Here is a 25,766-nt window from a genome sequence, read left to right on the forward strand (position 1 = left end):
CCTGGCCAGGCCATCTTCTCGTGTACGTCGTGCGGTTTCGCTGAGCACGCCGACGTCAACGCAGCCCGGAACATCGCCTCACGCGGTGAGACGGGTTGGGCAGTGAGTCACGCTGCCTGACGCGGACCGGACCGTCGAAACCATCGACGGCGAGGAGCTGCAAGCTCGGTCCGTTTACGGCCGAGAAGCTGACACAGGTCGTGACCACTGGAAGAGTCCCAAGAGGACGACACCGCCCCTAGATCTCCCACCGCCACTCGTACGGTGGCCGGCGTCCCGGCGGGACGCCGCCCCAAGAGCCGCACTCGCCCCAGGAGTGCGCAGTCAGGCCCCGGCAACGCGGTTCTCAGCCACGGTCCGCCCGAGCCTGCCGGACGGACGCGGCTTCCGCTTCCATCGGATCGCGCCCAGCCTCGGCCGGCGCGCGACGAGACTACGCCGATGTCCGTTTTACACAGGTGAACGCAGCGAACCGAAGACGCTCATGCGGTTCGGTGGAATCCGTCAGGCGATCGTGTAGACCAGGCTCACGAGGCCCTCCTGAAGCTGCTGAACCTCGCGCAGTTCGAGCGCGTGACGACGTTCCGTCGTCCCGAAGAGCGCCTTCGCCTCACCTGCGATCAGCGGATAGACAATGAGCCGGATCTCGTCCACCAGTCCGGCGTCGATGAGGCTCGCCGTGATGCGGGCGCCCCCCATGAGGTAGATGTCCTTTCCGGTCTGCTGCTTGAGGCCGGTGATTTCCTCGGTGTTCCGGATGAAGCGGGTCTGCGGCCATTCAGCCGATGTCAGGGTGTTCGACAGCACGTGGTGCGGGGTCTGCGCGGCGAAGTGGGACCACTCGATCTCACCCGGCGTCGGAACCTTGCCGGTGAGCAGGTGGGGCTTGTCCGGCTGATTCTTGATCACGGTCCAGTAGTGCTCGTAGCCGGGGTACATGCCTCCCCCGATCACGACCGCGTCTACTCGTGGTGTCAAGTTGTAGTCCTCCGACCAGGCTGGCACCCAGTCCGCGTACCCTTCCGGTCCCTCCACTTTCCCGTCGAGGGAAACCTTCATTCCAGCGATCAATTTCCGCATGTCCATCTCCTCGGGAGTCGTAGGTCTTGCTGCTGGGTTCGGCTCGAACAGGCCGAGCAGGGAATCGGCGCGGCCACTGTGACGATCTTCGTTTTCTCCATGCGTCGCGTTTCCTGGCTGGCGGGTCCCCACCGGGGCGTGTGACCGGCCTGAGCGGGGTGGTTCGCCCCACCGACGAACGCGTGCACGCGAATCGACAGCTTCGCCAGAAATACTTCCGGCGAGTTCCGGATCAGTCTTCAGTCGTGATCTCCGCCAGCCGCCGGGTGAGGAAGCGGCGCTCGCTGTCGGTCGTGGCCAGATGCAGCGCCTGGCGGTAGGCCGCCGCGGCCTCGCCGGTGCGGTGCAGGCGGCGCAGCAGATCCGCGCGCGTGGCGGGCAGCAGGTGGTATCCGGGCAGGGCTCCGGATGCCTCGAGCAGTTCGACGAGATCCAGACCGGCCTCGGGACCGTGGGCCATCGCGACCGCGACCGCCCGGTTCAGCGCCACCACCGGTGACGGCGTCAGGTCGGCCAGCCACCCGTACAGCGCGGCGATCTGTTCCCAGTCGGTGTCGGCGGCGTCCTCGGCGGTGGCGTGGCAGGCCACGATTGCCGCCTGGATCTGGTACGGACCGGGCCGCCCACGCCCCAGGGCTGTCCGCAGCAGGGCGACGCCCTTGGCGATCTGGTCTCTGTCCCAGCGGGTGCGGTCCTGTTCCTCCAGCGGCACCAGGTCGCCCACGTCGTCCAGACGGGCAGCCCGCCGCGCGTCGTGCAGCAGCATCAGCGCCAGCAGGCCGGCGACCTCGCTCTCGTCGGGCACGAGGCGGGCCAGCAGGCGGGTCAGGCGGATGGCCTCGGCAGTCAGTCCCCGCCGAACCAGATCGGCGCCGCTGGTGGCGGAGTACCCTTCGTTGAACAGCAGGTAGAGCACGCCTAGGACGGCCTGGGTGCGTTCAGGCAGCAGATGGGCCGGCGGCACCCGGTACGGAATGCCGGCATTGCGGATCTTGCGTTTGGCCCGCACCAGGCGCTGAGCCATCGTCGGCTCCGGCACCAGGAACGCCCTGGCGATCTCGGGCGTGGTGAGCCCTGCCAAGGTCCGCAGCGTGAGCGCGACCTGGGCCTCCAGCGCCAGCGCCGGGTGGCAGCACGTGAAGATCAACCGCAGCCGGTCGTCCCGCACCCCGCTGAGGGAGGCTTCATCGACGTCGCGCGCATCCTCTCCGGGCTCAGAGTGCTCGGATTCGCCGCGTGACATCACCGCCATCTCCCGCAGCTTCGCGGCGCCGACGGACTGGCGGCGCAGCCGGTCGGTGGCGCGATTGCGCGCTGTCGTGGTGAGCCAGGCCCCGGGGCGGTCCGGGACGCCATCGCGCCGCCAGCTTTCCATCGCCACCGTGAAGGCGTCCTGCGCGCACTCCTCGGCAAGGTCCCAGTCGCCGGTCGCCGCGATCAAGGTCGCGACGATCTGTCCCCACTCCTGACGGAACGCCTCGGCGAGCGCGCGCTCGACCTCGCCGTTCATTCCTGCCAGACCGGCCTGATCTCGATCACGCCGTGCGCGGCGAACGGATGCCTCGACGCGGCCTCGACCGCCTCGTCGAGATCAGCACATTCGATCAGTGCGAACCCGCCGATCTGCTCCTTCGTCTCCACGAATGGTCCATCGCTGACCAGCACCTCACCATTGCGGGTCCGCACGGAGGTGGCGTCGCCGCTCGATCGCAGCCGCTCGCCGCCGAGGAGCGTGACTCCGCTGCGCTCCATGTACTCGATCCAGGCGACATGGTCAGGAAGGCGCGCGATCTCCACCGGGCTGAGCGCGTCGGACTCGTCGTCACAGATGATCAGCATGTATCGCACGAGTCCTCCGCGGGCGGCCGATGCGGCAGTGCGCCGACCCTAAACCGTGGTGATGATTTCTGGCAACGTCGTGAAAACGCCGTATCCCACGCGAGAGGAACCTGCGAATCCATCCAGTCGATGATCGCGGTGGCTTCGACCTGCCGGATCAGCGACCGAAATGTCGACTCGACTCGATTCGGTCCGAGTCGAGCCGCCTCGCGTTGCGCGCAGTCAGACCGACGCCGTGTTCCCGACGGTCGGCTGCTCGCGCAATGCCGGGCAGTGCTCCGGATCCGGACGCACGGCGTGCTCGATCACCCGATCCAGCTTTCGCCCCGCCTCCTCGAGTTCGGCGATGCTCGCGGTGATGCGAGCACGGTCGGCGCGCAGAATCTCGATAACCTCGGGTCCCGCGTACCCGGAGTCGACGCAGGGCAGGATGGTCGCGATCGTGCGGCTGCCGAGCCCGGCGGCGTAGAACTGCTGGATGAGCCGCACTCGGTCGACCGCCGAATCCGCGTAGAGCCGCTGGCCGCTCGGCGTGCGCTCGGAGCTGAGGATGCCCTGCTCCTCGTAGTAGCGGAGCGCGCGCGTGCTCACCCCCGACTTGCCGGCCAGCTCGCCGATTCGCATGGTGTGCATCATTCAGTTTCGTCTTTCGTCTCGACCACCGGCATCCATCGCCGCGCACGATTTGCCTTTGACGTCAACGTCAACTCTTAGCGTAGCCGCCAGAAGGCGGATGCCACCGCGTCCGCCACCGAATCGAAAAGGAACCCCCATGGATGTCACCGGCTCAATCGCACTCGTCACCGGAGCGAACCGCGGCATCGGCCGCCGCTTCGTCGACGAACTGCTCGCGCGCGGGGCCGAGAAGGTCTACGCCACGGCCCGCCGCCCGGAGCTGATCGAGGTGTCCGACCCCCGGGTCAAGGTGCTGCGCCTCGACCTCCTCGATGCGCAGTCGGTGACGGATGCGGCCGCCTCGGCCCCCGATGTCACCCTGCTCGTCAACAACGCCGGCATCGCCACTCGCGCGAATCTCCTGACCGACGACCTCGACACGATCCGGCTCGAACTCGACACGCACCTCTTCGGAACCCTCGGCGTGATCCGCGCGTTCGCGCCGATTCTCGCGTCGAGCGGCGGGGGAGCGATCGTGAACATCTTGTCGGTACTGTCGTGGTGCGCCTCCGACGAAGCGAACGCCTACTCCGTAGCCAAGGCCGCCGAGTGGAACATGACGAACGGCCTGCGCCTCGAGCTCGCCGGCCAGAAAACCCTGGTGCAGGGCGTGCACCTCGGAGCCGCCGACACCGACATGATGGCCGGCTCCGACGTCCCGAAGATCGACCCGGCGGACGTCGCCCGAGCCAGCCTCGACGGCCTGCTGTCCGATGCGATCGAGGTACTGGTCGATGACACGAGCCGCTTTGTGAAGGCTTCGCTCGCGGCAGACCCCGCGCAGTTCTACACCCAGTCGCTGGCGAATTGACCCGGATCCCGCCGAGCCGACACGACGGGGTCGGTTGCCGACGCGCATCCGACCCCGACCTCGGTGATAGACGCCCGTAGACCTTCGAGTTCGCCGGCACAATCGGCCGGCCCATCAAGATCGTGTACGTAGCCGCCATCTGTAACTGGAGGTCGCAGCCATCTGTTCAGTCGAGGATCGCGGTGGCTTCGATCTCGACCAGGTGGTCGGGGACGTCCAGTGCCGCGACGCCTATCAGCGTGGTCGGCGGGGCCGGGGTGACCCCCAGCTTCGCGGCTGCCCGGGAGATGCCTTCCAGGAGCGGGGGCATCTTGTCGGGGGTCCAGTCGACGACGTAGAAGGTCAGTTTCGCCACGTCGTCGAAGGAGCCGCCGACCTCGGCCAGGGCGGTGCCGATGTTGAGATAACTCTGCTCGACCTGTGCGGCGAGGTCGCCTTCGCCGATCGTGACTCCCTCGGCGTTCCAGGCGACCTGTCCGGCGATGAAGATCAGCTTCGACCCGGATGCGATCGACACCTGCCGGTAGACATCGATCTTGGGCAATCCGCTGGGGTTGACAAAGGTGATGGCCATGGTGCCTGTCTCCTCGTTCTGAGCGCCTGTGGGCTCGCGTCCGCGCCGGCCAAGACGCTCTTGCTCTCTTGTGGTTACTCAGGAACTATAGGAGAGTGGACGCTGACGTGGAAGAACGCACTTTTTCGTGACTGGAGAACCTTATGGTGACCAAGCAGTTCACAGGCTCGCCCGAGGATGCAGACCTGGCGCGTGCGGGCTCCTTGGCTCGGGAGATCTTTTCGGACGTGGCCAACAAGTGGGCGTTCCTGATCGTCGAGGGTCTCGGTGATCGCACCCTGCGATTCAGTGAGCTGCGGAGTGAGGTCGAGGGCATCAGCCACAAGATGCTCACCCAGAACCTGCGCATGCTGGAGCGCAACGGCCTGGTCGAGCGCACCGTGTACCCCACCGTCCCGCCGCGGGTCGAATACACCCTCACTGAGCCGGGGCAGGCTCTGCGAGCGACGGTCGATGGGATGTGCGGCTGGACCCGCCGGTACTTCGGTCACATAGAGGCCGCCCGCCGTCGTTTCGACGCCTGACTTCTGCGGCCAACTGGGATACTCGGAGTGGCCGGCCAGCATGCTCAGTCACACTCGGTCGGCCGACTGAAGCACTGGAGACGCCAGCCTCCGGTGTTCGCGCCGGAGTACCAGGCGTCTCACAAGGTCCTCCATTCCTACAGGGACGCGGTCGCGCTCCGCTCCATCGTCTACCTGCGAGAGAACGACGTGACGTCGCTGCAGAGCATCCGCAAGCCGATCAAAACCTCCGGGCGCTGGGCAAGGTAGAACACCTGTCGGAGTGCCTGCGCCCACTTGACCGGCCCGGCCTGAACGGCGCACAACGCGACTCGAGAACCGGCCGCTCACGGTGCCGCAACGGGGCTGTCTTCCATGACAACGGGCACTACTTCGCGGAAGAACGAGGGTGAGGCCCGCACGGTCAGAGATGGCTGTGCCAGCATGGCGGGTATGGCGATCTTTGTCCAAGAGGCGGGTCCGGTCGACGCTCCGGCGGTGGTGCTCTTGCACGGTGTGGGCACTAGCGGCTGGATGTGGAACAGGCAGGTCTCCGCACTGGCGACCGGCATGCGTGTGCTGGTTCCCGATCTGCCGGGGCACGGGCAAAGCAACACGTGTCCGTGGGAATCGATCGCCGACACCGCCCGTCTGGTGGGCGAGGTGATCGCCGCGCGGGCTCCGTCGGGCCGGGCGCACGTCGTTGGGCTTTCCCTGGGCGGTTACGTGGGGGCGTATCTGGCCGCGACAGCTCCCGAGGTGGTGGTCAGCGCGATTGTGAGCGGGGTGAACGTGCTGCCGTTCCCCCACCCGGGCAGATTGCGGCTCATGGGTGCGCTGATGGCACCGGCCATGAAATGGGGGCCGGTGCTGCGGGCCAATGCTCGCGCTCTCCACGTTCCCGCGGCCGACATCGACGGCTACCAGAGCGCCGCGCGGGCCACCACCCGGCAGGCATTCCGCAAGGTCAGCAGCGAAGCCCTCGGCTTTCGGCTTCCGCCCCAGACCAAGGACTCCCCGTGTCGGATTCTGGCAGTGGCCGGCGAGAACGAGCATGATCTCACCAAGCGGTCCCTGGCCGAGATTGCCGCAGCATTTCCCCAGGGCGAGGCCTACCTGGCACCCGGAGTGGGACACGCATGGAGCGGCGAAAAGCCCGAACTGTTCACGGCCATGATCCGTGCTGAGGTCACGGGCGCTCGGCTACCCGAAGACCTCATCCCCGTGCCTGCGAAGGATGATCCCGTCCCTCGTACGAGGAACGCGTAGTCGCGCCTGAGCTGCGCTATCGGTGTTGTCATCAGGCCGGGTGGTCGTAGTGGGCGCGAGAGTGCGCCAGCCGGTAGGAGTCGGTTCCGGTTTCGATGACGGTGGCGTTGCAGGTGAGCCGATCGACGATGGCGGCGCACAGGCGCGGGTCGGTGAACGTTTTGGTCCAGTCGAACGACTCGTTGGAGGAGATCGCGACGCTCGCGGTCTCCTCCCTGTCGGTCAGAACCTGAAAGAGCAGGTCAGCTCCGCGTTTGTTGAGTTCTCGATACCCAGTTCGTCGATCTATGCGGATATCCGCATAGATCGACCTATGCCGACACCGCGACTATGCCGAGAAGCATGGTCGCGCGTTTTCATCCGTATGACGGAGCTGGGTCTTCTTGAAGTTGGCGCGGCAGGGCTCGGCATAGTCGCCGACTGAACGCGGTCTCGATGCAGGAGCGCGTGCCCCCAGCGAGAACAGCGCCACATCTGCGCGATATGGGGCTCCGTCCGGGCTGCCCTGATGGCACGAGCGGGACTGCCGTTCATGATCGCTAAGGTTTCCACCTGCGACCGGATGGAGGAAACCGTAGTGGCTGAGTTGATCCGCAGCGTCTACGACGAGGCGCCGATCTCGTACGGGCGGTTTGGCCTGTACGACGTACCCGGCTATGGCCGGGATGTCGTGCAAGAGACCGAACATGGTGCGCTGCTGGCCGAGCCCGAGGGCATTTCACTGGGTGCTCTTGAGTTGGTGAGCCCGGTCAGAGCGCGGCTGGCCGCTGTCCAATTGGAGGCATGGGACGCCGAGCCCGAGGATGAACCCGGCCAGCCATGGGCAGAGGCGGGGCGGGTTCTGTATTGGAGCCCGGGCGGCATCGTGGCCGTCAGCGGCATGGGATACAGCCCCACGGGACAGAAGCTCCTTCTGGGACCGCCTTGTTTCGCCTACTGGCTGAGCGCCTACATCGGCTCGGTACGCAGCGAGCCAGCCTCCTGGGATCCCGGCGACATCGTAGCCGTCGAGGAACGCTGGCTGCTACGGTTCTGGCCGGTGGCCGACGTCGCCGGACCCGCTCTGCGCGGGGAAGACGACAGCGGGTATATGGCCAGGATGCGCGAGATCCTCGCGCTCGGACCCGGCACGGCACCACCACCGCCGCAGGCCTGGGCAGCGCTGCGCCCGCACCCGCAGCCCGACACCGCCACCGCGGTGATGCGCTTCAACCCACCGGAACCCGACCGTGCGACGGTAGGCCATCCTGCGCAAGCCGACAGGGCTTCGGAGACCGACGGGGAAGGCATAACGGTCTCGTCCGTCGAGACAGACGATGACCCGCCACTGGTCCACGAGGTGCTGGGAGACCTGCTGTACGACGTGCTCGGCAACCTGCCGCAGAACGTGTGGTCCTGGTCGCGATCGATGCTGGAGAACTACGCGACGCAGTTGCGCGTGGACCGACGCGTAGGCCGAGAGCTGAACCCGGATGGCACGCCCACGCTGGTGCTGGAGGCATCCAGTGTGCGCACACCATTCTTCGGGGCCGAGCCGGGCTTCAGCGGACGCGCCTGGGTATGGGCATCCGAGGAGAATGGCCACGCCGACGTGTTGTCGGTCGACAGGGAAGTGATCGCCCGCGACCGCATCCGTCAGAACACGCTGTTCACGGGGATTGTCACCATCTTGCGCAAGGAGAACGACTTCGTCGAGGTCCGTGCGGCGACGCAGGCGGAGGCGGCACGGGTGATCGACGTAGAGAGGTTGCGCGGCTAACGTCTACGCGTCGCTGTCCGTTGGCCCTGATCACCTACCGGGACACGGCCGCCAACACGCTGCCCGACGTCGGCGTGTGCGCCCCCGGACAAACCCGCTCCACGCTCACCACTCAACGCGCTGAACGTACTGGCCGCCGAAATGCGCCACGCCGTGTCGGCTGAACATGCGCCTATGCCGGGGCCGCGACTGTGCTGAGCACCGAGCTAGGGAGCTGTAGAGCAGGGATTCCGCCACCCCCGGCTCGGCATAGTCACTCCATCGGGTTGTGGTGCGCGTGGACCCGCCCACCTCGCCGCCGGCGGTCCAGCGGGAAAGGGTTGATGATCGGGCCTGTCCCCGCTTCCAGGTGAAAGTCGTAGAAGGTTCGCAGCACCGTCTCACAATGCGCCCGTACCGACGGCGCGTAGGCCTCGCCCGTCGAGGTGCCCTCGCCTGGCCGGTCAGGCCGGCGCCAGTGCGGACGCGTCGGTTTCCCGGCGATCAGCATCCACCGGCAGAAATCGCGTGCCTCTTTCCTGGTCGCACGCTGCCACGGCACCTCGATTGCCCACAGAAACCTTCTCTGCACTTGTCAACGATCGGGGGCTATGTCACCTGTCTGGGAGAGATGGCGCTGGCTGGTTGGCCGATGGGACGGTCGGGGCCTGGAAAGGGGCGCCGAGGAGTGTGGAGGCCAGGTCGCGGAGGGAACTGGTGAGGCGTGCGGTGCCGCCGTTGCTTGTGATGTATCTGACCAGGTCAGCGTCGAACATGGCCAGCAGGGTGTGGCCGACGAACTCGGCATCCAGGTCGGGGCGGGCTTGGGTGAGTAGCGCGGTGACGTGGCGATGCCAGCGCAGGTAGGTCGGGTCGGAATATTTGTCTTCCGCGCAGGCGCGATCGTGTGCCGCCAGCAGGACGATGTTGCGCGTGGCGAGGTCGGCCAAAGCATCGAGAAAGGCCAGTAGCCGCTGGTCGGGCGGCGCATCCGGGCCCAGCGGCGGGGCGCCTGAGGCGATGGCCTCGCTCAGCATGAGCGCGCGTTCTTCGAGGAGTGCGCGCATGAGGCCGGTTCGGTTGCCGAAGCGGCGGAACACCGTGCCCTTGCCCACCCCGGCCGCGGCCGCGACTTTGTCGAGAGAGACGTGGTCGAAGCCGTGCTCGGCGAGGAGCTCTTCCGCCGCCTGCAGGATCGCGCGCCGGTTGCGCGTGGCGTCGACGCGTATTTGGCGCTGTGTACTCATCGTCTCCCTCTTTGGACAATCGGACCGTTGGTCCGTATATTACTCGCACAGATATCCGGACCGACGGTCCGAATTGTTGCCGCCGGGCGGAGCCGTCGGTGACCGACGTGCGTGAAGGAGAAGCAATGAGTGTTCATGCTCTTGTCGTCGACCAGGATGCCCCTGGCGGTATACGGATGGGTGAGGTCGCCGATCCGCAGCCTCAGCCGCATCAGGTGCTGATCGATGTGCACCACGTGGCGGTGAATCACGGGGACCTGCGGACCGACGTGCGCCCGCCGGGAACTGTGCTCGGCTGCGACGCCTCCGGAATGGTGGCGCAGGCGGCGGCCGACGGCAGCGGACCGGCGGTAGGCACGCGTGTGGTGGCCTTCGCGGCGGGGGCTTGGGCCCAGCGGCTGGCCGTCAGCGTCGACGATCTGGCCGAGGTGCCTGCATCGGTCGACCTGGCCGACGCTGCAGCGGTGCCGCTGGCCGGCATCACGGCGCTGCGCACGTTGCGGGCCGGCGGGCCGCTCCTGGGCCGGCGGGTGCTGATCACGGGTGCGTCGGGCGGTGTCGGCCGGGTGGCCGTGCAGCTCGCGGCACTGGGTGGCGCGCACGTTGTCGCCTCGGTCGGATCCGCAGCGCGCGGTGAAGGCCTGGCCAAGCTGGGTGCCCACGAGGTCGTGGTCGGGCTTGATGACGTCGATCAGCCGGTCGATCTGGTCCTGGACAATGTCGGGGGTTCACAGCTCGTCGCCGCCTGGAACCTCCTCACGCCGGGCGGCAGTCTGCAGAGCATCGGCTGGGCCTCCGGCGAGCCCGCCGTCTTCCCGCCGTACTCGACCTTCGCCCTCGGCTCCGCCAAGACACTGAGCTCCTTCGGCGACGCCGCCAACGTCGGCGCCGACCTCGCCATCCTTGTCGGCCTGCTCGGCGACGGCAAACTCGTTGCCGAGGTCGGCTGGCGCGGCCCGTGGGGCCGCGTCACCGAGGCCACTGCAGCCCTATCCGGCCGCCGGGTGGCAGGCAAGGCTGTACTCGACGTGAAATCCCATGAGGATTCCTGATCGCTCCCATCGCCTGCCGCCGCGCCGCCCGAAGCAAACGATCAATGAACTGCCGGGGCGGCGGGCCAGATGGTCACGGAAATTGACCCCTGTCCATGGACGAACGGACAGTGGGTAGTCCAAGGTCAATGGGAGCGATGCGGGTCAGCCGCCGAACCTGTTCGCGCTTCTGGCGCAGGAAGGTGAGGGTGAGGTCGATGCCCTCGACTTCGCCAGGCCAGGCCTCGTGTTCGGCTCGACTGCGACGGGCCAGGAGGTCGGCTTCGATCTCGTCGAGGCGCGGCAGCATCTTGGGATTGATGTTGAGCATGGGACAACGCAAACACAGGAACGGAATGTGGGGTGTGCCAGGGTAGGCGAGGGGGGCAAGGATCTCGTCCACGACAACCCGGACGTCATAGCGGTCGGCGAGGGCGGCCACCTCCTTCAGTTCGTCTCGGGTCAGCACCAGGCCGGTGGGGTTGTGCGGGTTGCAGAGCAGGTATGTCCGCGCCCCTGTGGCGAAGTCCCGTTCCAACCGGTCCAGGTCCAGACGTACCCGGATGGGCCGCAGGAGAGCGGGCTGGCGACCACCCGGCGAGGAGGTCCGAGGGGGTTAACGGCTCGAGGTGAGAGCTCGACGAGCCGCATCGACGGGTGTCGCATGCCAGGGGAGCTATTCGGTGGGCTGCGGGCGGCCTGTCGGGGGGATGTGGCGGAGCTTGAGCAACGCGAGGACGGCCGCGACTGCGGTGATCACCGCGGCGGTGACGGCGGCCGTGTTGAGTCCGCTGGTGAAGGCTTCGCGGGCCGGGGCGAGTAGCGCGGCGCCCAGGTCGGCCGGCAGGCCAGGTGCTGCGGAGACCGCGCCGTCGAGGCTGTCGCGGGCGGCCGCGGCGGTCTCGGGCGGCAGGCCGGCGGGCAAGGCGCCGACGGTTTCAGCGCGGTAGACGGCGGCGCCGATGCTGCCGATGATGGCGATGCCGAGCGAGATACCCAGGTCGCTGCAGGTGGTGGCCAGTCCGGATGCCGCACCCGCCCTCTGCGGCGGTACCGAGCCAACGACCAGGTTGGTGGTCAGCGCCATGGACGGCGCGACGGCGGGATAGAGCACCATGAAGCCCGCCACGAGCAGCGGCAGCCCGCCGATGCTGTCGACCTGGGTGAGCATCAAGTAGCCGATCACCTGGACGACCAGCCCGGCCGCGATCAGGTATCCCGGGCGGATGTGTCGTACCAGGATGGGCGAGAGTGTGGAGACGAGCACCAGCAAGGCCGCTCCCGGCAGCACCCACAGTCCCGCCCGCAGCGGCGAGAGTCCCTCCACCAGCTGCAGGTACTGCGTGAACAGCAGATACACGCCGCCGAGCGCGGTCGAGGCCAGCAGGAAGACGCCCAGCGCGCCGCTGACAGTGCGGTTGGCGAACAGCCGCACGTCCAGCAGCGGCTCCGGCAGCCGGAGTTGGCGCACGACGAACCAGGCGCCGAACGCTACCCCGATCGCGATGCTCGCCAGAGCCACCGCGAGCTCGTCGTCCTTGGCCAGTTCCTTGACGCCGTAGACGATCGGCAGCAGGGTGGCCAGCGACAGCGCCACGCTGAACACGTCCGGCCGACCGGCTGCCGGATTGCGGTGGTCGGGCAGCAGCAGCAGGGCGCCAATCGCCACCACCAGCATGACGGGGACCGCGACCAGGAAGGCCGCGCGCCAGGAGAACGCCTCCAGCAGTGCCCCGCCGAGCACCGGGCCCAGGCCGGTGCCCACCGAGATGCCGGCCGCCCACACGCCGACGGCGATGCCGCGCTGTCTGGTGTCGGTGAACGTGGCGAAGATCAGACCCAGGGTGGCGGGCATCTGGGTGGCCGCCGCCACGCCGAGTACGGCCCGCCAAAGGATCATCAGGCCAGGATCGGAAGTGTTGGCGGCGAGCAGCGAGACGACGGCGAACACGGCCGCGCCCGCTATCAGCAGCCGCCTGTGGCCGATCCGGTCGCCCAGGGTGCCCATGGTGACCAGCAGCCCGGCCATCAAGAAGCCGTAGATGTCGATGATCCACAACGTTTGGGTGCTGCTCGGCTCCAGCTCCGCGGCCAGCTGGGGGATGGCCAGGAACAGGATCGTGAGCATCATGAACAGCAACATGGCGGGCAGGACCAGCACGACCAGCCCGAGCCACTCCTTGAGACCGGCGCGCTGACTGGCAGTTGTATGCGCAGACAAAGAACATCCCTTCACTCGATACCACATACCCCCATTAGGTATGTTCGGCACGCTAGCATAACTCGTATTGGTCAATACGAATTACAGGGGGATGAGAAGCATGGCAGTTGATGAGCAGCCCCGGGGTGCCAACCGTGCGGACGCGCGACGGAACCGCGCCGCGATCGTGCGTGCCACCATCGAGACGCTGCGCCGTAACCCGGAAGCGTCGCTCCCCGACATCGCCGCGGCGGCCGGAGTGGGCAGGATGACCCTGTACGGGCATTTCCCCACGCGGGCCGAGCTCCTGGAAGCGGCTTTGGCCGACGCGATCGAGCGAGGCGAGCGGACACTGGGCCGTCTGGACCTGGTGGGCGATCCGGCGGATGTGCTGGTCCAGCTCATCGACACCAGCTGGATGCTCGTGGACGAGTCGCGCGCGCTCCTGGCGGCGGCTCAGAAGCAGCTGCCGCCCGCTAGGATCCGCGAGCTGCACGAGAAGGCCGAGACCCGGGTGCGGGAGCTGCTCACCTGGGGGCAACGCGAGGGGGCCTTTCGCGCCGACCTACCGGTGGGCTGGCTGGTGTCCGTCACGCACCTGGTCATGCACGGCGCCGCCGACGAGGTGGCCGCGGGACGCCTGACTCCGGACGACGCCTCCCGAGTCATCCGGGAGACGCTGCTGGGCGCGTTCACCGGTCAGAACAGAGGTTCTGAGCTGAAAGCCGCATTGGTCGACGATTGGGAAGGTTGAACATGACCCGGGAACGGTGCCTCAGGATCGCCCTCATCGCAGTGGGGATCATCTTCATCGTCGGGGTGTACCCCTTGATCAATCTCTGGCCGGCCGGCTTCCGCTGGCAACCGGAACAGGCCGCATACGAGCAGATGATCGCGCTGATCTACGCAGTGCTCGGGATCTTCCTGGTCAGAGCCTCCCGCTCGCCCTTCGACCACTTGTCCCTGATCTGGTTCACCGTGTGGTCCAGCCTGGCGCATGCCGGCGTCATGGCCGTGCATGCCCTGATGGATCCCGGCGAGCAGGTTCATCTCGCCGGTGACGTCCCGGCGCTGGTGATCGTGGCGGCGGTGCTGGCTGCGCTCACCCGCCGTCGCCCAGCCTCAGGTGATGCCTGAAGGATGCTCCTATGGCCGTCAAGCGGCTTCTGCAAGATCTTTTGCCGGTATGGCGTCGGTTTTCGGGTGGGTCAGAATCTTGTAGAGCTCGCGGGCGATGTACTACTTGAGGGAGCCGAGCCGGTGAGCTGGATGGGGGCGGGCGAAATGGCGCAGCCCCTTTGAGGTGGTGGTCATGGGCGGAGGTCAGCTTTCGGCAGTGGTGGCGCGTCGCCAGGCGGCATCGCGCAGCATGCGCAGGAGTTGAATCGACGATGACGGTGGAGCCCTCGTGCCCGGCGGCACCGAGGGGCAGCGGCAGGTCGCCGCGGCCGTGTCAGCGGGCGTCCGGGACGCCGGTCATCTGTGGCTTTCCGGACGGTACAAGGACTAGCGAGACCACCGCGGCCACGGCGGCGACGACGGCGCCGGGAAGGGCTTGGACGTAGACGTTGCCGTTTGCCGACAGGCCGATGAGCAGTCCGTTGCCGATGGCGACCAGGGCCAGGCCGGCGACGGCGACGGGGCGGGTGCCGATGGTGCCGATGGTGCCGACCAGGCGGCCGCCCACGATGGCACCGACCATGGTGGCCAGGGCCGCGGGCAGGAAGAACAGGCCGGTGTCCAGTGCGCTGTAGCCGCGAAGGTGCTGCAGATACTGCGAAGTGATGAACAGGTCCGCGACGGTCACGCCGGCCGCGATGAGCATGAGAAATGCGCCGGTCGCGACCGGACGACGCACCAGCATGTCCGGGCGCACCAGGAGATTCTGCACTTTGCGTTCAACGACCGTGAACACCACGTACAAGACGACGGCGGCCGCGATGGGCACCGGCGTGCCGGGATCTGCCCAGCCGTGGTCACCGGCGTTGATCATGCCATAGATGAACGAACCGGTGGCGGCGGTGACGGTCACCGCGCCCAGCACGTCGACACGCCGGTTGTCGCCCTCTATCCGCCGCACTGGCACCAGGGTCCGGATGGCGAACAGAGTGACGACGCCGATCGGATCCTCCTTCCCAGCCCGGAGGGCCGCTGGGCTCAGCTGCCCGGGCCAGGGATGAACCGGGGTTCAACGGTCCTGGCGGCGTCTTGATCCTGATGTCAGCGCCTACGTTTCTTTGCGTGACCGGGACGGCGGCCACGCGCTCCCGGCCGAGGTCCCTCCACGAAGCGGAGCGTGTGGGAACGGGCACGCAACGGCTCGGCCACCAGCCTGCGTAGCTCCTCCATGCCGACCGTGGCGGGATGACCGGATTGCGTCACCGCCTCGATGATCTCTGGCGCCTCCCTGCCCGCCATCTGGCCGAGCTGCGTCACGACCTCCTCCGGACCGGCCAGCTCCAGCAGGTTGAGCAGGCCTTCGGTCATGAGCAGGAGTTGCTCGGAGGAGGACAGATCGTCGGGTCCCACGGCTCCGGCGTCGTGCAGCAGGGTGAGGGCGATGGGGCCGAGCACGCGGTCCCCGCGCAGGCGCGCCAGGAGCGACCGGCCGTCGGGATGGGTCCCCACCAGAGTGGTGAGCATGGCGGACGCGCGGGTTCGGAACGGGCAGGCGCGTATGGCGTCCAGCAACGGCTCCACGTCCCCGCCGTGTACCGCGAGCCAGCCCTCCAGCTCCGTCGCGGCCTCCTCCGGCGGGTAGTGCTCCGCGAGCACGCCGAGCAGCTCGTCCGGCGCGGCATCCGCCAGCTCTCCCACCAGCGGTGCGTCCCGGCCCTCGGCGAGCATCCGCTCGCGCACTCCCCGCATGCCGAGCGGCGTCAGGCTCACGAGCAGGCCCGGCTCGGTGAGGATGACACGCAGCCGGGTCCGCGATTCGGGTGGCAAGGGCTGTTCTTCGTGGTCATCGCCCAGGTCGCTGAGGTAGAGGGCGTCGGCGACGCCGTGGCTCAGTTCGACGGCGCCGAGCTCGGCCAGCACCTCCAGCGCCGCGACCAGGTCCCGATCGACTTTCTGCCGCCACAGGTCGTGCGGCCGATCGTCCAGCTGCAGGTATTCGTGGCAGGCCAGCCAGACCGTCTCCTGGAGGCGGACCACGGGGACCCGGTCCGAGAGGCCGTACACGGTGTTCAGTACGTCCGCCATCACCTCGTCGAAGACCTCCGCCAGCAGCGACTGGACGTCCCACCCCGAGGCGGAGGCGCCGATCACCGGGCCGAGGTCGGAAAAGACCTCAAAGGCCCGCGACCACAGCCGTTCCGGATCACGCAGCAGGGGTGCGGCCTTGGCCACCCGCAGGAGGCGGCCTTTGCTCACGCGCACCAGGCGGGCGGCCTTCGCCCATTCGACGAGGAGGTGCACCTTGGGCATGTGCGTGGCGCTGCGGACCTTGAGGTCCTGTTCGCCCGTGCCGAGGAGCTCGGCCAGCTCGCGGGCGTCGGCCACGCGGAGGTTTCCGGCGCCGGTCAACGGCCGGCCCTCCGCTCCGGCCCAGTCGGCCAGCGCCGTCAGCCTCCGTACGGTCTCGCTTCGCGCCGCGGCGGCGGCGATCTCCGGCGCGGGCGGCAGGACGATGGGCGGCTGGGGGAACGCCCGCTCCTCGTCGGGCCCGAATCCGAAGAAACGCGCCTCCACCACCTTGTCGAGCGCGTCCGCGTCGTACGCCACCCGCCCCGCGTCGACATCACGCTGGAACTTCGTCAGGGCCTTGTGGTCGCTCGGGTCGACCCCGTTGTCGATGGCCACCTGCGCCCAGAACCTCGCCAGCCCTTGGCGGTGCGGGTCCTCCAACGCCGCCGGATATTCCTTCACGGCGTCGTCCACGGCCTTCTCCAACTCGGCCGTCGTGGCACCGCGCGGGTCGAGGATGCCGGTCGCGTCGAGGTAACGCAGCAGCGTGATCAGGCTTTCCGGGGCGGCGTCGAGGTCCTCCCTGGGTGCGGCGACGTACCGGGGGATCCACTCCAGCAGGAACCGCCGCACCTGCGCGGCATCCCAGAAGGCCAGTCGTCCGTCCCTGCTGCGATGGCGGGAATCCACGGCCGCCGTCAGCATCAAGCCGTCGGCGGCCAGTCCGCGGCCCTCGGCCCAGTCCAGGCAGCGGCGGATCAGCAGGTCCTTGGCCGCCTCGAACTCTTCCTCCTGGCCCGGCTCGAAAAAGGTCCGCATGATTCCCCACAGTTGTTCCGGCTGCCCGGGGGGCTCGAAGCCCGCGCGGGCCGATGACTCTCCATGATGGACCATCAACCCGCTGTGCGCTCGCGACCGGAAGAATGACCACTGCTCCGATAGCCGGCAGGGAGCCGAGGTACCTGAGAAAGCCCGTCGGCGGCGAAGGGCGCGTCATGACCGTACGCCGCCAGGGCTCGGCATAGCCGAAGAAGCGCCGCCGCCATCAACCACCACGGAACTTGAGGATCCCTAATGAAACTGGTGAGCCTTCCTCGACGACGTCGTCTGGCGTCAGCCGGCGCCGTGACCGGCGAGAACAGCCGAACGATCGCCTCCGTGCCGGCAGTGCGCGACAAGGATGTCGAGTTCCTTGCCATGCGTGGGCTGCAGCCGCTTGATGAAAGTCAGCCTGATAGGCCGCGACAATAAGGAATCTTGCTGGCAGCTGCCGAGGAGCCCGAGTGGATCTCACCAAGCACCCTCTGACGGACCTCGAGCAACGCCTTGTCGACGTCGGAGCCGACCGCGGCTTCATGCTCACCCACCTCGTGAAGTACTACTGCGAGCTGGACCATCCGGGAAGCCATGTCACGATCTACCTCGATAGAAAGCGCACGCCCCGCAACGTGATCGCCGTCGTGATCCACCCGGAAACGGATGTGACGCCGCTCCACACCGTTCTCGGCCTGATAGTCAAACCCGACCTGCGGCATGGTTCGAACATGCGCCGGTTCCCCACGAGAGTGCACACCGGCGAGAAGCCGATCACCTATGGGCGCTTGGTCGAATGCGCCGACATCAGCGCCTTCAACCGCCTGCTTCAGACACTCGCCACAGACAGCGCCGACAGCTCGCGCCGTGGCCGGCCAGTAACGCCGCACTCGCTGCCGCAGAAGCCGGCCGATCAGCCTGCGCTTCAGCGGCCACATCAGGGTTGGTGAGCTGCTCAAAGCCGTCATCCGTGACGATCTCGCGCGCCAGCAGTGAGGCCGCCTATCTCGACGGCAAGGTCAGTGCGAATGAGCCTTTTCGTGAGCCTCTTCGAGAGAAGATCCCGCCAGGAGCGCCGCGACCCCGCTGGTGAATGTGGAGCACTCGAAGATGTCCTTGTGCGGGCAGGCCAAACCATGGGCGATGGCGGTGCGTGCCACCTGAGCCTGGGCGATCCGTTGATCCAGCTCGGTGAGCTTGCGTTGGTACAGCTCCCGCCAACCGTCGCCGGCCGGCGAACGAGACGCGATGAACGCTTTGACCTCCCGCAACGTGAAACCGACATCCCGCAGCAACATGACCACACCGACCAGCCCGACCGCCGATGGCGGATAACGCCGTTGGCCTGAGACTCGGGCCGGCGCCGGGAGCAGGCCGAGCTCCTCCCAGTAGCGCAGAGCGGAGGTGGCGACACCGGTGCGGCTCGCCAGTTCGCCGATCGTCAACTGCTCACTCATTTGACTTCAAGCATACTTGAAGTCGTTGACTGTGATCATGCAGACAGCAGGTACATCTCTCAAGCAACGCGCGCTCAGAAGATTGGTGAGCCAGGCGCACCAACCCCGAGGCATCGTCGGGTGGGCGTTCGGCTGGATGTTCGCTCATCGCCCCTCCAACCGGAAGCGCAACATCTGGGTGGTGTCGTTGCTGGACGTGCAGCCCACCGACCGGGTGCTCGAGATCGGCTTCGGTCCCGGCATCGCCGTCGCCGAGCTCGCCGGCCGCGCCACCCGGGGCCGCGTCTTCGGCATCGACCACTCGCAGGCCATGGTCCGGCAGGCCGCCCGTCGCAACGCCGCGGCCGTCCGCGCCCACCGCGTGCACCTCACGCACGCCTCCGTGGAGCAGTTGCCGAACTTCGGCGATCCGCTCGATGCCATCCTCGCCGTCAACTCCGTGGGGTTCTGGCCCGACCCGGTGGAGCGGCTTCGCGAGCTGCGCCGCCTGCTCCGCCCCGCAGGACGCATTGCGCTCGTCAGCCAGCCCCGCTGCCCCGGTGCCACCCGGGACACCACGGCCCGAGCCGCCCAAGAGCTCCAGGACATGCTCACCCAGGCCGGCTTCGCCCATCTCCGGGTCGAGACCCTCGATCTCGACCCGCCCGTTGCCTGTGTGCTTGCCGACAATCCGACCGGCATGCCGTCATGACCGCAGATGACACTCGCCAAGACGGGCGTGGCCGATCGCACGCACCTGCGTACCATCGCGGGCGACCCTAACTCGGTAGGAACTACCGATCCGCCCAGGGCCCGCGGACGGGAGGCTCTTCGCAGACAAACAGGATTGATCACATGATCAGCGACAACACGGCCACGACCAGACGGGCCTCACCCACAGGTGCCGGCGAGATGAGGGCCGGGGACGTCACCGGCGTCTTCGTCGCCATGCTTCCGGTCAGCGATCTCGCCTCCAGCGCGGCGTGGTACCGGGACCTGCTCGGTCTAGAGTACGCCCGCGAGTTCGAAAGGGACGGCGTGGTGACCGGCTGCGCCCTTCTACGAGGTCCACGGCCACTACGGGATCTCCTTCCGGCTGAGGAGCACGACCGCCGGGCAGCCCGATCTGCGCGGCGAGCACCCGATCGTCCTGCGCGTCCGAGACCGTTCGGCCCTTGATCGGATCCACGCCCATGCGGCCGCCCTGGGATACGCGCCGACCCGGGGCGAGCACCCCGACGCCGCATGGGTCGAGGTCATCGACCCGGACGGAATCGCCACCCGCTTCGCGTGCTCGTCCGTAGAATCGGCGACCTTCACCGGCGTCCACTTCGACACCGACGGCGCGAGCGCCTTCTACCACGAGCCGAAGCTGAAGCTGTCGTCCTCCTGACGACCGGTACGGCTGGTTGCCGGTTACCAGGCGACGGGGAATGGGCGCCGGCCTGGCGGATGATGTCCAGCCGGTCCAGGTCGTCGCCGAGTGCGGGGTCGCGGTTGGCCGCCGGGAGTGAGCAGACCAGCCGTCGCCCGCCTTGATCTGCTGCCCGGCCAGGATGAGATCCTCGCGGGCGGTGCGCGGCAGTACCGAGTGCACGATCGACAGGTGGCGCAGCAGCTCCTCCACCGCCTGGTCGACGTGCTCGCCGGTGCGCATCAGCGCCAGGTGGTCCGGATGCTGGAGGAGGAGCAGGGTGCATGATCCAGCGGGTCGTAGCCGTCCCGTCTGATGTGCACCGGCACGGTCTGGGTCGCTGTCATGCGCTGGGATCCCTTTCGCTGACGGCGGTCTCAAAAGCCGATCGGCTCGCGGATCAGGACGACGGTGCCACGTCCGGGCATGGCTTCCCGCTCCAGGATGAGGATCTTGCCGATGAAAGTGGGCTGGTTGTAGACCTCGGCCACCCGCCGTGACTCCAGCGGCAGGCTGTAGGCGCGGATCCGGCGCAGAGCGGTGTCCAGGTCCGGCACCACCTTCTGGGCGCCGACCACCCAGATCGCCTTGCGGGCTCCGGCGGCGTACGGTGCGAGCTGGCTGCCGCTGGCCGAGGCGACCACCATCCGGCCGTCCTCGGTCACCGCGTGCACGCTGCCGACGATCACCTCGGCCGTGCCGCCCAGCCGGATCCGGGCCTCGTGGTCGCCGCCTAGATCGCCCGCCTGGCGGCGGACGGACACGAACGCGCCCGACTCGTCGATGTCGGCGGCGATGCCCGCCTGGCGCAGCGTCTGACTGGAGGCGGTGAACACGGCCGTGTCCCTGGGCAGCAGGCCGACGACCCGTGCGCGGGCCTCATCGGCGCTGTCGACCAGGTGGACGGTGTAGCCGCGCTCTTGCAGCGCCGCGGCCGCACGCTCCAGCCGGGTCGCGTCCGCGGGTGCGGCGAAGGTCTCGTCGAGGACGGGATCCTGCACGGTCATGGTGGCCCCTTCACGAAAGTCATGGTTCCTACTTGGAACTGACCTCATTGTGAGGAACCATGGATCCTGGCGGAAGACGGCACTTTTTCCTGCCTCGGTCACACGGAGGGAACCCAGGGAACCATGACCACCCCCATCCCACCCCACGACGCACCCCACGACCTCGGGCCGGGCCGCACCCGGGCGGGAGATCAGGCCCGGCCCCGCCCGCGCGGGATCCCGCGATCGGTCGTGACCGAGCATGACGAGCAGCTCTGCCGCACCCGCGACGTCCTGGGGCGGGTCGGTGACAAATGGTCGATGTCGGTGGTGTACGAACTCGGCCAAGGATCCCGGCGCTTCACCGAGATCAAACGCGCCATGCCCGGCGTCAGCCAGCGCATGCTGACCGCCACGCTGCGCGGCCTTGAACGCGACGGGCTGCTCACCCGCACCGTTCATCCGGTGGTCCCGCCCCGGGTCGACTACGAGCTGACCCCGCTCGGGCAGACCCTGCTGGAGGCGGCGTGGCCACTGATGACCTGGGTCGTCGAGCACACCGACGACGTCGAGACCGCCCGCCTGAAGTACGACGCGCAGTAGGCGCGATCAGCCCGCGCCATCTTGGAGAAGTATTACCTTCTGCCGAATACTGCGCCCCAGAGCCCGGCCCGACCTGTCCGACCGCCTGGCCGACAAGGGGCTGCACTTCACGGCCGACCCGGGCGACCCTCTCCGCGGCGCGGATCCTGACATTGACGATCCCCGGCATTGGATTGGTGCCGACCGTCATGCCGATGGCGCCGTCCAGCGAACCGTGTCCCGCGCAATTATCTGCGGGGTTTCATCACTGCAATGCTACTTCAAGTGGCATAATGAAGTCATGGCATTGCCGCAGCCCACAGACCCGACGATCAAGAAGTCGGTGACCCTTCGCCGCTCGCTCGCCGAGGAGATCGAGAGCCGGACCGGTCCCCGGGGTTTCTCGCGTTTCGTTGATCAGGCCGCCGAGTACGGCTTGGCGTTGTTGAAGGCCGAGGAGATCGTGGCCGACCACGAACGGAGGGTCGGCCCGCTGTCCGACGAGGTAATGACGGAAGCCAGGCGGGCGTGGTCCGCAGAGTAAGGCGCGCGGACGTTCCGTTCCCCACGCCCATACTCGTGCTCGACGCCCAGCCGTTCTCCCTGCTGGGTGAGGATGATCCCCGAATCGTTGCCCGGATAGCCATTGCCAGGGAAGAAGGTTTCATCCCAGCGATCAGTGCCGTGACGCTCGCTGAGGTACGTCGTACCGGAGCGATCGGAAAGCGTCTCATCTGGCAGCGCGCGCACCTGGCCGTGCTGCCCGTGACGGAAGGAATCGCGGACCTGGCCGGCCTGTTGCTGGATGACGCCGGCTTGGACGGGCACGAGTGCGTGGTCGATGCCTTGGTGGTGGCCTCCGCCGCGAGGGGCAGCGGACCTGCGAAGGTGGTCTCAAACGACGGTTCGCACGTTCCCAAGCTGGTCGCCGCTGCCCGCCTCAGACGTGACTCGCCAATCGGTTGGGTGCCGGTCTGAGCTCTGCCTCCTGTCCGCCCGCTGACCTCGACCTCGACAACATCGGATGAGCGACCGAGTTCACCGCCGGCTGCGTGGTCCCGGTGGCGGTCAACATCCACCCAAGACGGCACCCCAACTCCGCCCACCCCCCGACGTGACCGTCCGGTCACTTTGTTCGTCACAATCCTCCGGCGCCCAGGCACTCGACGCGGCGCCGCTGCAGGTGGGCGCGTTCGGCATCGGTACGGCCGAGCCGCGGTGCGGCGTCGAACGCGGCACCCGCGTCCTCGCGGCGGCCCGGTACAGCAGATCTTCGATAGCGAACGGAGTACCCGCGCTCGGGAGTTGGCTGATCACGGCCAGCCGCTGGTGGTTGTCGGCGGCGCGTTCACCACGCCCGCCGAGATCCGCGACGCGATCGCCGCCTGACGCATGGCCTGCGTATCAAACCCATCCCTTCCGATAGACGGACTGGTTGAGTTTGATACATGAGCCCTTCAGGAACGTCACGCCTGGTGACACTGCCGCCGGCCTTCACCAACCGGCCCATGGCCCAGGCCGGAGCACTATCCGCTCCGGCCTGGGCATATGGTGAGATGGGTGCCGGATTGCTGGTCAGGAGTTCTTGACGATCGGCTTCTCGGTCGCCTTGTCGCTCGGCTTGTCGGGCGACGGCTGCTCCACCTGGTCGGCGGGCGGGGCCGTGACCGTCACCGGAGTGCCGAAGTCGTCGAAGTCCAGGACATTCCGCTGGCCGGTGTCACTGAAGTCGACTTCCAGACGCCGGATCCGTCCCTGGTCGTCCACCTCCACGGCTCCTGTGGCCTTCAGTGACTCTCCCGCGGCCTCCTTGGAGTCGTACTCGCCTGCGTCCTCCAGTGAGAACGCGTACCGCCGGCCGGTCCAGCCCTGGCCGGAGGCGGAGCCGTTCTCACGCACGTCAGTGGCCGAACGAAGGCGCTGCAGAGCCGCCTGGGGGTCCAGTGGAGCGAGCTTGACCAGGGCAATGACCGCGGGCGCGGTCTTCATCTCCACCTCGCTGCGCGAAGAGGCCATCCACTTCCCCTCGCGCTGCTCCCGGATGTACATCAGGTCGCCGATGAACCGGGTTTCGGCCCCGTCCCCAACCCTCGTGATGACGCCCACACGCCGGACGGGGTCGAAGGCACCCTCGAACGTCTTGGCACCGCTGGTGGCATGGATACGGTAGCTCTCCTGGCTGGTGTTCTCGACTGCGGCGGCCACCTGAGCCTGCGCCGAAGACGGGCTCGCGGGCAGGACCAGCGCCAGCACGATCGCACCCACCGCCGCTGCGACGCCCAGCGAGGCGATCGGGACCAGAACCGGGGCCGGTCTGCGCCTTGGCATCGTCGGCATGAGATCGATGCCCACCGGCCGATCTTCGGCGGCCTTGATGAGCAGTGCGCGCACTTCTTCCTCGTTCATGAACGGCTCCTCGTGTTGGTGTCTCACCGGATCCCACTCCCCTCCGCCTCGGTTCCGTTGACCGCCATGTCGGGCGAGATCAGCCGCCGCATGGCTTGCAGACCGCGATGCGTATGGGTTTTCACCGTCCCCACCGAGCAGCCCATTAGATCGGCGACCTCCGTTTCGGGCAGGTCTGCGAAGAACCGCAGCACCAAAGCAGTCCGCTGCCTGACCGGCAGCTTCGCCAGCGCGTTCCGAACGTCTTCAGCCACGGCCCGCGCCTCCCCCAAGTCGTTGGGGCCGGGCAGATCGGGCAGTTCGGCGCGCGGGATCTCACGCCGCCACCGGGCACGCCACCAGGATCGATAGGTGTTGACCAGGATGCGGCGCAGGTAGGCGTCGGGCTCACTGCTGGTGTCCAGCCGATGCCACACCCGGTACAACTTGCCCAGACAGGACTGCACCAGATCCTCAGCCGTTTGCCAATCCCCGGTGAGCAGGACAGCCGTTCTCAGGTGGTGGTCTCCCCGGTGCCGCACGAAGTCCACGAAATCCGCGTCCACCCGGTCTCCTCTCGTCGGTGAAAACCACCCCTGACACTCCTTGAGCCTCACCCCAGGTTGACCAGAAGCACACGGAATCTCCCGAAACTCTCTCTATGCAGGACAATCGAGCGCCAGACCGGGCGAGGGTCCGGATCAGCCTCGCGCGCCCTGATGGCAGCCCTCGACCACAAGCTCAACTCGGCCTATGCGTCTCCTGAACCCGGCCTTCTAGGGCCTTTCTAAGGTTCGCCGATGCACGCTGGGCGGCGCGCTGATCGCCGGGACCGGCGCGCGACTGCTCGCCGGGCGGGTGCTGCGCCCCATCGGCCGCCTGACCGAGGTGGTCGAGCACGTCACCGCCACCCGTACGCTCACCGCCGGCGGCCTGGACGGCAGCGGGCGCGACGAGGTGGCCCGGCTGGCTCGCTCCTTCACCACGATGACGGGCGCGCTGAACGAGTCCGTGCCGGCCCAGCGGCGCCTGGTCGCCGACGCGTCGCACGAGCTGCGTACCCCGCTGACCAGCCTCATCACCAATCTGGAACTGCTGGGGGAAGGGCGTGGCACCGCCGACCCGCAGGCCCCGGCCCTGGTGCACGAGGCTCGCGCGCAGGCCGGGGAGCTGCGGGTGCTGGTCAACGATCTGGTGGAGCTGGTCAGGTACGGCGACGTCCAGATCCACATCGAGGACGTCCGCCTCGACCTGGTGGCCGAACGCGTGCTGGCCAGGGCGCGGGCGCGCGCGCCGCACGTGCGCCTGCTGGCCGAGCTCGCCGAGTGCCTGGTGTGCGCGGACCCGGACGCCGTCGAACGCGCCGCCGCCAATCTCGTCGACAACGCGATCAAGTGGAGCCCGCCGGGCGGCGAGGTGCTGGTGCGGATGGATACGAACGGCACGCTGTCAGTCGCAGACCAGGGGGTCGGCATCGCACCCAAGGACCTGCCCTTCGTCTTCGACCGCTTCTACCGCGCCGAGGCAGCCCGCTCGCTGCCCGGCTCGGGGCTCGGCCTGGCCATCGTGCGGCAGATCGCCGAGGCGCACGATGGCACGGTACGGGCCGAGCCGCTCCGGCTAGGGGTCCGGCTTGTCCTGTCCCTGCCTGTCGCGACCTGAGCCCGGCCGTGATCCTCATCACCGTGCTCCCACCGGTCCCCGTTGACCGCTCGCTCCCGAACGGACCATCCGCACCTGCAGTCGGCTCAACCTCCTCCACCAGGAGAGCCGGC

Annotated in this window: 32 protein-coding genes; 17 read left to right on the top strand and 15 right to left on the bottom strand. The window is 67.8% G+C overall.

Going from position 1 to position 25,766, the window contains the following annotated elements:
- The first annotated feature begins 12 nt into the window (after positions 1-12).
- Complete coding sequence (locus ACIBX3_RS57670) at positions 13-120, top strand: zinc ribbon domain-containing protein (protein ID WP_397129408.1); 108 nt, start codon at positions 13-15, stop codon at positions 118-120.
- A 384-nt stretch (positions 121-504) separates the two neighbouring features.
- Here ACIBX3_RS57670 and ACIBX3_RS57675 read toward each other — a convergent pair whose 3' ends face one another.
- The 4 genes from ACIBX3_RS57675 to ACIBX3_RS57690 all read right to left on the bottom strand — a co-directional run bounded on the left by ACIBX3_RS57675 (position 505) and on the right by ACIBX3_RS57690 (position 3,543).
- Positions 505-1,212 carry a dihydrofolate reductase family protein gene (locus ACIBX3_RS57675; protein ID WP_397129347.1) on the bottom strand — a complete coding sequence of 236 codons (708 nt, stop codon included), beginning with the start codon at positions 1,210-1,212 and terminating at the stop codon, positions 505-507.
- Positions 1,213-1,312: 100 nt separating this feature from the next.
- A complete protein-coding gene (locus ACIBX3_RS57680) occupies positions 1,313-2,590 on the bottom strand; it encodes an RNA polymerase sigma factor (RefSeq protein ID WP_397129348.1) in 1,278 nt (425 codons plus the stop codon).
- The gene (locus tag ACIBX3_RS57685) at positions 2,587-2,919 is read right to left on the bottom strand and encodes a YciI family protein (protein WP_397129349.1); all 333 of its coding nucleotides are present in this window, start codon (positions 2,917-2,919) and stop codon (positions 2,587-2,589) included. Before ACIBX3_RS57685 ends, ACIBX3_RS57680 begins: the two co-directional genes overlap by 4 nt.
- A 222-nt stretch (positions 2,920-3,141) precedes the next feature.
- On the bottom strand, positions 3,142-3,543 hold the full coding sequence (locus ACIBX3_RS57690; protein WP_397129350.1) for a MerR family transcriptional regulator: 402 nt from the start codon (positions 3,541-3,543) through the stop codon (positions 3,142-3,144).
- Positions 3,544-3,691: 148 nt separating this feature from the next.
- On the opposite strand from ACIBX3_RS57690, the gene ACIBX3_RS57695 reads away from it, so the two are divergent.
- Entirely contained in the window at positions 3,692-4,405 is a 714-nt protein-coding gene (locus ACIBX3_RS57695; RefSeq protein ID WP_397129351.1) for an SDR family oxidoreductase, read from the top strand.
- A 166-nt stretch (positions 4,406-4,571) separates the two neighbouring features.
- Here ACIBX3_RS57695 and ACIBX3_RS57700 read toward each other — a convergent pair whose 3' ends face one another.
- Positions 4,572-4,979, bottom strand: a complete 408-nt coding sequence (locus tag ACIBX3_RS57700) for a RidA family protein (RefSeq protein ID WP_397129352.1) — start codon at positions 4,977-4,979, stop codon at positions 4,572-4,574.
- Positions 4,980-5,122: 143 nt separating this feature from the next.
- Here ACIBX3_RS57700 and ACIBX3_RS57705 point away from each other — a divergent pair, with 143 nt between their 5' ends.
- The 3 genes from ACIBX3_RS57705 to ACIBX3_RS57715 all read left to right on the top strand — a co-directional run bounded on the left by ACIBX3_RS57705 (position 5,123) and on the right by ACIBX3_RS57715 (position 6,751).
- On the top strand, positions 5,123-5,503 hold the full coding sequence (locus ACIBX3_RS57705) for a winged helix-turn-helix transcriptional regulator (protein ID WP_397129353.1): 381 nt from the start codon (positions 5,123-5,125) through the stop codon (positions 5,501-5,503).
- 93 nt (positions 5,504-5,596) lie between these two features.
- Complete coding sequence (locus tag ACIBX3_RS57710; protein WP_397129354.1) at positions 5,597-5,752, top strand: hypothetical protein; 156 nt, start codon at positions 5,597-5,599, stop codon at positions 5,750-5,752.
- A gap of 183 nt (positions 5,753-5,935) precedes the next feature.
- Entirely contained in the window at positions 5,936-6,751 is an 816-nt protein-coding gene (locus tag ACIBX3_RS57715) for an alpha/beta fold hydrolase (protein ID WP_397129355.1), read from the top strand.
- A gap of 31 nt (positions 6,752-6,782) precedes the next feature.
- On the opposite strand, the gene ACIBX3_RS57720 is transcribed toward ACIBX3_RS57715, so the two are convergent.
- On the bottom strand, positions 6,783-7,058 hold the full coding sequence (locus tag ACIBX3_RS57720; RefSeq protein WP_397129409.1) for an ATP-binding protein: 276 nt from the start codon (positions 7,056-7,058) through the stop codon (positions 6,783-6,785).
- A 225-nt stretch (positions 7,059-7,283) separates the two neighbouring features.
- On the opposite strand from ACIBX3_RS57720, the gene ACIBX3_RS57725 reads away from it, so the two are divergent.
- Complete coding sequence (locus ACIBX3_RS57725) at positions 7,284-8,510, top strand: hypothetical protein (protein WP_397129356.1); 1,227 nt, start codon at positions 7,284-7,286, stop codon at positions 8,508-8,510.
- 593 nt (positions 8,511-9,103) lie between these two features.
- Here ACIBX3_RS57725 and ACIBX3_RS57730 read toward each other — a convergent pair.
- Complete coding sequence (locus ACIBX3_RS57730; RefSeq protein WP_397129357.1) at positions 9,104-9,736, bottom strand: TetR/AcrR family transcriptional regulator; 633 nt, start codon at positions 9,734-9,736, stop codon at positions 9,104-9,106.
- Between the two features lie 98 nt (positions 9,737-9,834).
- Here ACIBX3_RS57730 and ACIBX3_RS57735 point away from each other — a divergent pair, with 98 nt between their 5' ends.
- Positions 9,835-10,788, top strand: coding sequence for a zinc-binding dehydrogenase (locus ACIBX3_RS57735; protein WP_397129358.1), 954 nt, complete (start codon positions 9,835-9,837; stop codon positions 10,786-10,788).
- Positions 10,789-10,861: 73 nt separating this feature from the next.
- Here the strand turns inward: ACIBX3_RS57735 and ACIBX3_RS57740 are convergent, their stop codons facing one another.
- Both ACIBX3_RS57740 and ACIBX3_RS57745 read right to left on the bottom strand, forming a co-directional pair.
- Complete coding sequence (locus ACIBX3_RS57740; protein ID WP_397129410.1) at positions 10,862-11,341, bottom strand: aminotransferase class I/II-fold pyridoxal phosphate-dependent enzyme; 480 nt, start codon at positions 11,339-11,341, stop codon at positions 10,862-10,864.
- Positions 11,342-11,443: 102 nt separating this feature from the next.
- On the bottom strand, positions 11,444-12,988 hold the full coding sequence (locus ACIBX3_RS57745; protein ID WP_397129359.1) for an MFS transporter: 1,545 nt from the start codon (positions 12,986-12,988) through the stop codon (positions 11,444-11,446).
- A 100-nt stretch (positions 12,989-13,088) separates the two neighbouring features.
- On the opposite strand from ACIBX3_RS57745, the gene ACIBX3_RS57750 reads away from it, so the two are divergent.
- The gene (locus ACIBX3_RS57750; RefSeq protein WP_397129360.1) at positions 13,089-13,721 is read left to right on the top strand and encodes a TetR/AcrR family transcriptional regulator; all 633 of its coding nucleotides are present in this window, start codon (positions 13,089-13,091) and stop codon (positions 13,719-13,721) included.
- A gap of 2 nt (positions 13,722-13,723) precedes the next feature.
- Entirely contained in the window at positions 13,724-14,104 is a 381-nt protein-coding gene (locus ACIBX3_RS57755) for a DUF6632 domain-containing protein (RefSeq protein WP_397129361.1), read from the top strand.
- Between the two features lie 316 nt (positions 14,105-14,420).
- Here ACIBX3_RS57755 and ACIBX3_RS57760 read toward each other — a convergent pair whose 3' ends face one another.
- The gene (locus tag ACIBX3_RS57760) at positions 14,421-15,047 is read right to left on the bottom strand and encodes a hypothetical protein (protein WP_397129362.1); all 627 of its coding nucleotides are present in this window, start codon (positions 15,045-15,047) and stop codon (positions 14,421-14,423) included.
- A 140-nt stretch (positions 15,048-15,187) separates the two neighbouring features.
- Positions 15,188-17,194, bottom strand: coding sequence for a hypothetical protein (locus ACIBX3_RS57765; RefSeq protein WP_397129363.1), 2,007 nt, complete (start codon positions 17,192-17,194; stop codon positions 15,188-15,190).
- A gap of 464 nt (positions 17,195-17,658) precedes the next feature.
- Here ACIBX3_RS57765 and ACIBX3_RS57770 point away from each other — a divergent pair, with 464 nt between their 5' ends.
- Entirely contained in the window at positions 17,659-18,138 is a 480-nt protein-coding gene (locus ACIBX3_RS57770) for a hypothetical protein (RefSeq protein WP_397129364.1), read from the top strand.
- A gap of 69 nt (positions 18,139-18,207) precedes the next feature.
- Here ACIBX3_RS57770 and ACIBX3_RS57775 read toward each other — a convergent pair whose 3' ends face one another.
- Positions 18,208-18,645 (bottom strand): MerR family transcriptional regulator, encoded by a 438-nt coding sequence (locus ACIBX3_RS57775; RefSeq protein ID WP_397129365.1) that lies wholly within the window; start codon positions 18,643-18,645, stop codon positions 18,208-18,210.
- 85 nt (positions 18,646-18,730) lie between these two features.
- Here ACIBX3_RS57775 and ACIBX3_RS57780 point away from each other — a divergent pair, with 85 nt between their 5' ends.
- The 3 genes from ACIBX3_RS57780 to ACIBX3_RS57790 all read left to right on the top strand — a co-directional run bounded on the left by ACIBX3_RS57780 (position 18,731) and on the right by ACIBX3_RS57790 (position 20,326).
- Entirely contained in the window at positions 18,731-19,336 is a 606-nt protein-coding gene (locus ACIBX3_RS57780; RefSeq protein ID WP_397129366.1) for a class I SAM-dependent methyltransferase, read from the top strand.
- A gap of 236 nt (positions 19,337-19,572) precedes the next feature.
- Complete coding sequence (locus ACIBX3_RS57785) at positions 19,573-19,803, top strand: VOC family protein (RefSeq protein WP_397129411.1); 231 nt, start codon at positions 19,573-19,575, stop codon at positions 19,801-19,803.
- 331 nt (positions 19,804-20,134) lie between these two features.
- The gene (locus ACIBX3_RS57790) at positions 20,135-20,326 is read left to right on the top strand and encodes a hypothetical protein (RefSeq protein WP_397129367.1); all 192 of its coding nucleotides are present in this window, start codon (positions 20,135-20,137) and stop codon (positions 20,324-20,326) included.
- Between the two features lie 89 nt (positions 20,327-20,415).
- Here ACIBX3_RS57790 and ACIBX3_RS57795 read toward each other — a convergent pair whose 3' ends face one another.
- The gene (locus ACIBX3_RS57795; protein WP_397129368.1) at positions 20,416-21,045 is read right to left on the bottom strand and encodes an LUD domain-containing protein; all 630 of its coding nucleotides are present in this window, start codon (positions 21,043-21,045) and stop codon (positions 20,416-20,418) included.
- 123 nt (positions 21,046-21,168) lie between these two features.
- Here ACIBX3_RS57795 and ACIBX3_RS57800 point away from each other — a divergent pair, with 123 nt between their 5' ends.
- The 3 genes from ACIBX3_RS57800 to ACIBX3_RS57810 all read left to right on the top strand — a co-directional run bounded on the left by ACIBX3_RS57800 (position 21,169) and on the right by ACIBX3_RS57810 (position 22,584).
- Positions 21,169-21,627, top strand: a complete 459-nt coding sequence (locus ACIBX3_RS57800; protein WP_397129369.1) for a winged helix-turn-helix transcriptional regulator — start codon at positions 21,169-21,171, stop codon at positions 21,625-21,627.
- Positions 21,628-21,907: 280 nt separating this feature from the next.
- Positions 21,908-22,150, top strand: coding sequence for a hypothetical protein (locus ACIBX3_RS57805; RefSeq protein ID WP_397129370.1), 243 nt, complete (start codon positions 21,908-21,910; stop codon positions 22,148-22,150).
- 35 nt (positions 22,151-22,185) lie between these two features.
- Positions 22,186-22,584 (top strand): type II toxin-antitoxin system VapC family toxin, encoded by a 399-nt coding sequence (locus tag ACIBX3_RS57810; protein ID WP_397129371.1) that lies wholly within the window; start codon positions 22,186-22,188, stop codon positions 22,582-22,584.
- Positions 22,585-23,181: 597 nt separating this feature from the next.
- Here ACIBX3_RS57810 and ACIBX3_RS57815 read toward each other — a convergent pair.
- Both ACIBX3_RS57815 and ACIBX3_RS57820 read right to left on the bottom strand, forming a co-directional pair.
- Positions 23,182-24,012, bottom strand: coding sequence for a hypothetical protein (locus ACIBX3_RS57815; protein ID WP_397129372.1), 831 nt, complete (start codon positions 24,010-24,012; stop codon positions 23,182-23,184).
- 23 nt (positions 24,013-24,035) lie between these two features.
- On the bottom strand, positions 24,036-24,557 hold the full coding sequence (locus ACIBX3_RS57820) for a SigE family RNA polymerase sigma factor (RefSeq protein WP_397129373.1): 522 nt from the start codon (positions 24,555-24,557) through the stop codon (positions 24,036-24,038).
- A 277-nt stretch (positions 24,558-24,834) separates the two neighbouring features.
- On the opposite strand from ACIBX3_RS57820, the gene ACIBX3_RS57825 reads away from it, so the two are divergent.
- The gene (locus tag ACIBX3_RS57825; protein ID WP_397129412.1) at positions 24,835-25,653 is read left to right on the top strand and encodes an ATP-binding protein; all 819 of its coding nucleotides are present in this window, start codon (positions 24,835-24,837) and stop codon (positions 25,651-25,653) included.
- Positions 25,654-25,766: the final 113 nt, after the last annotated feature.

It is taken from the genome of Nonomuraea sp. NPDC049480 (assembly GCF_044465905.1).
Taxonomy (GTDB): domain Bacteria; phylum Actinomycetota; class Actinomycetes; order Streptosporangiales; family Streptosporangiaceae; genus Nonomuraea.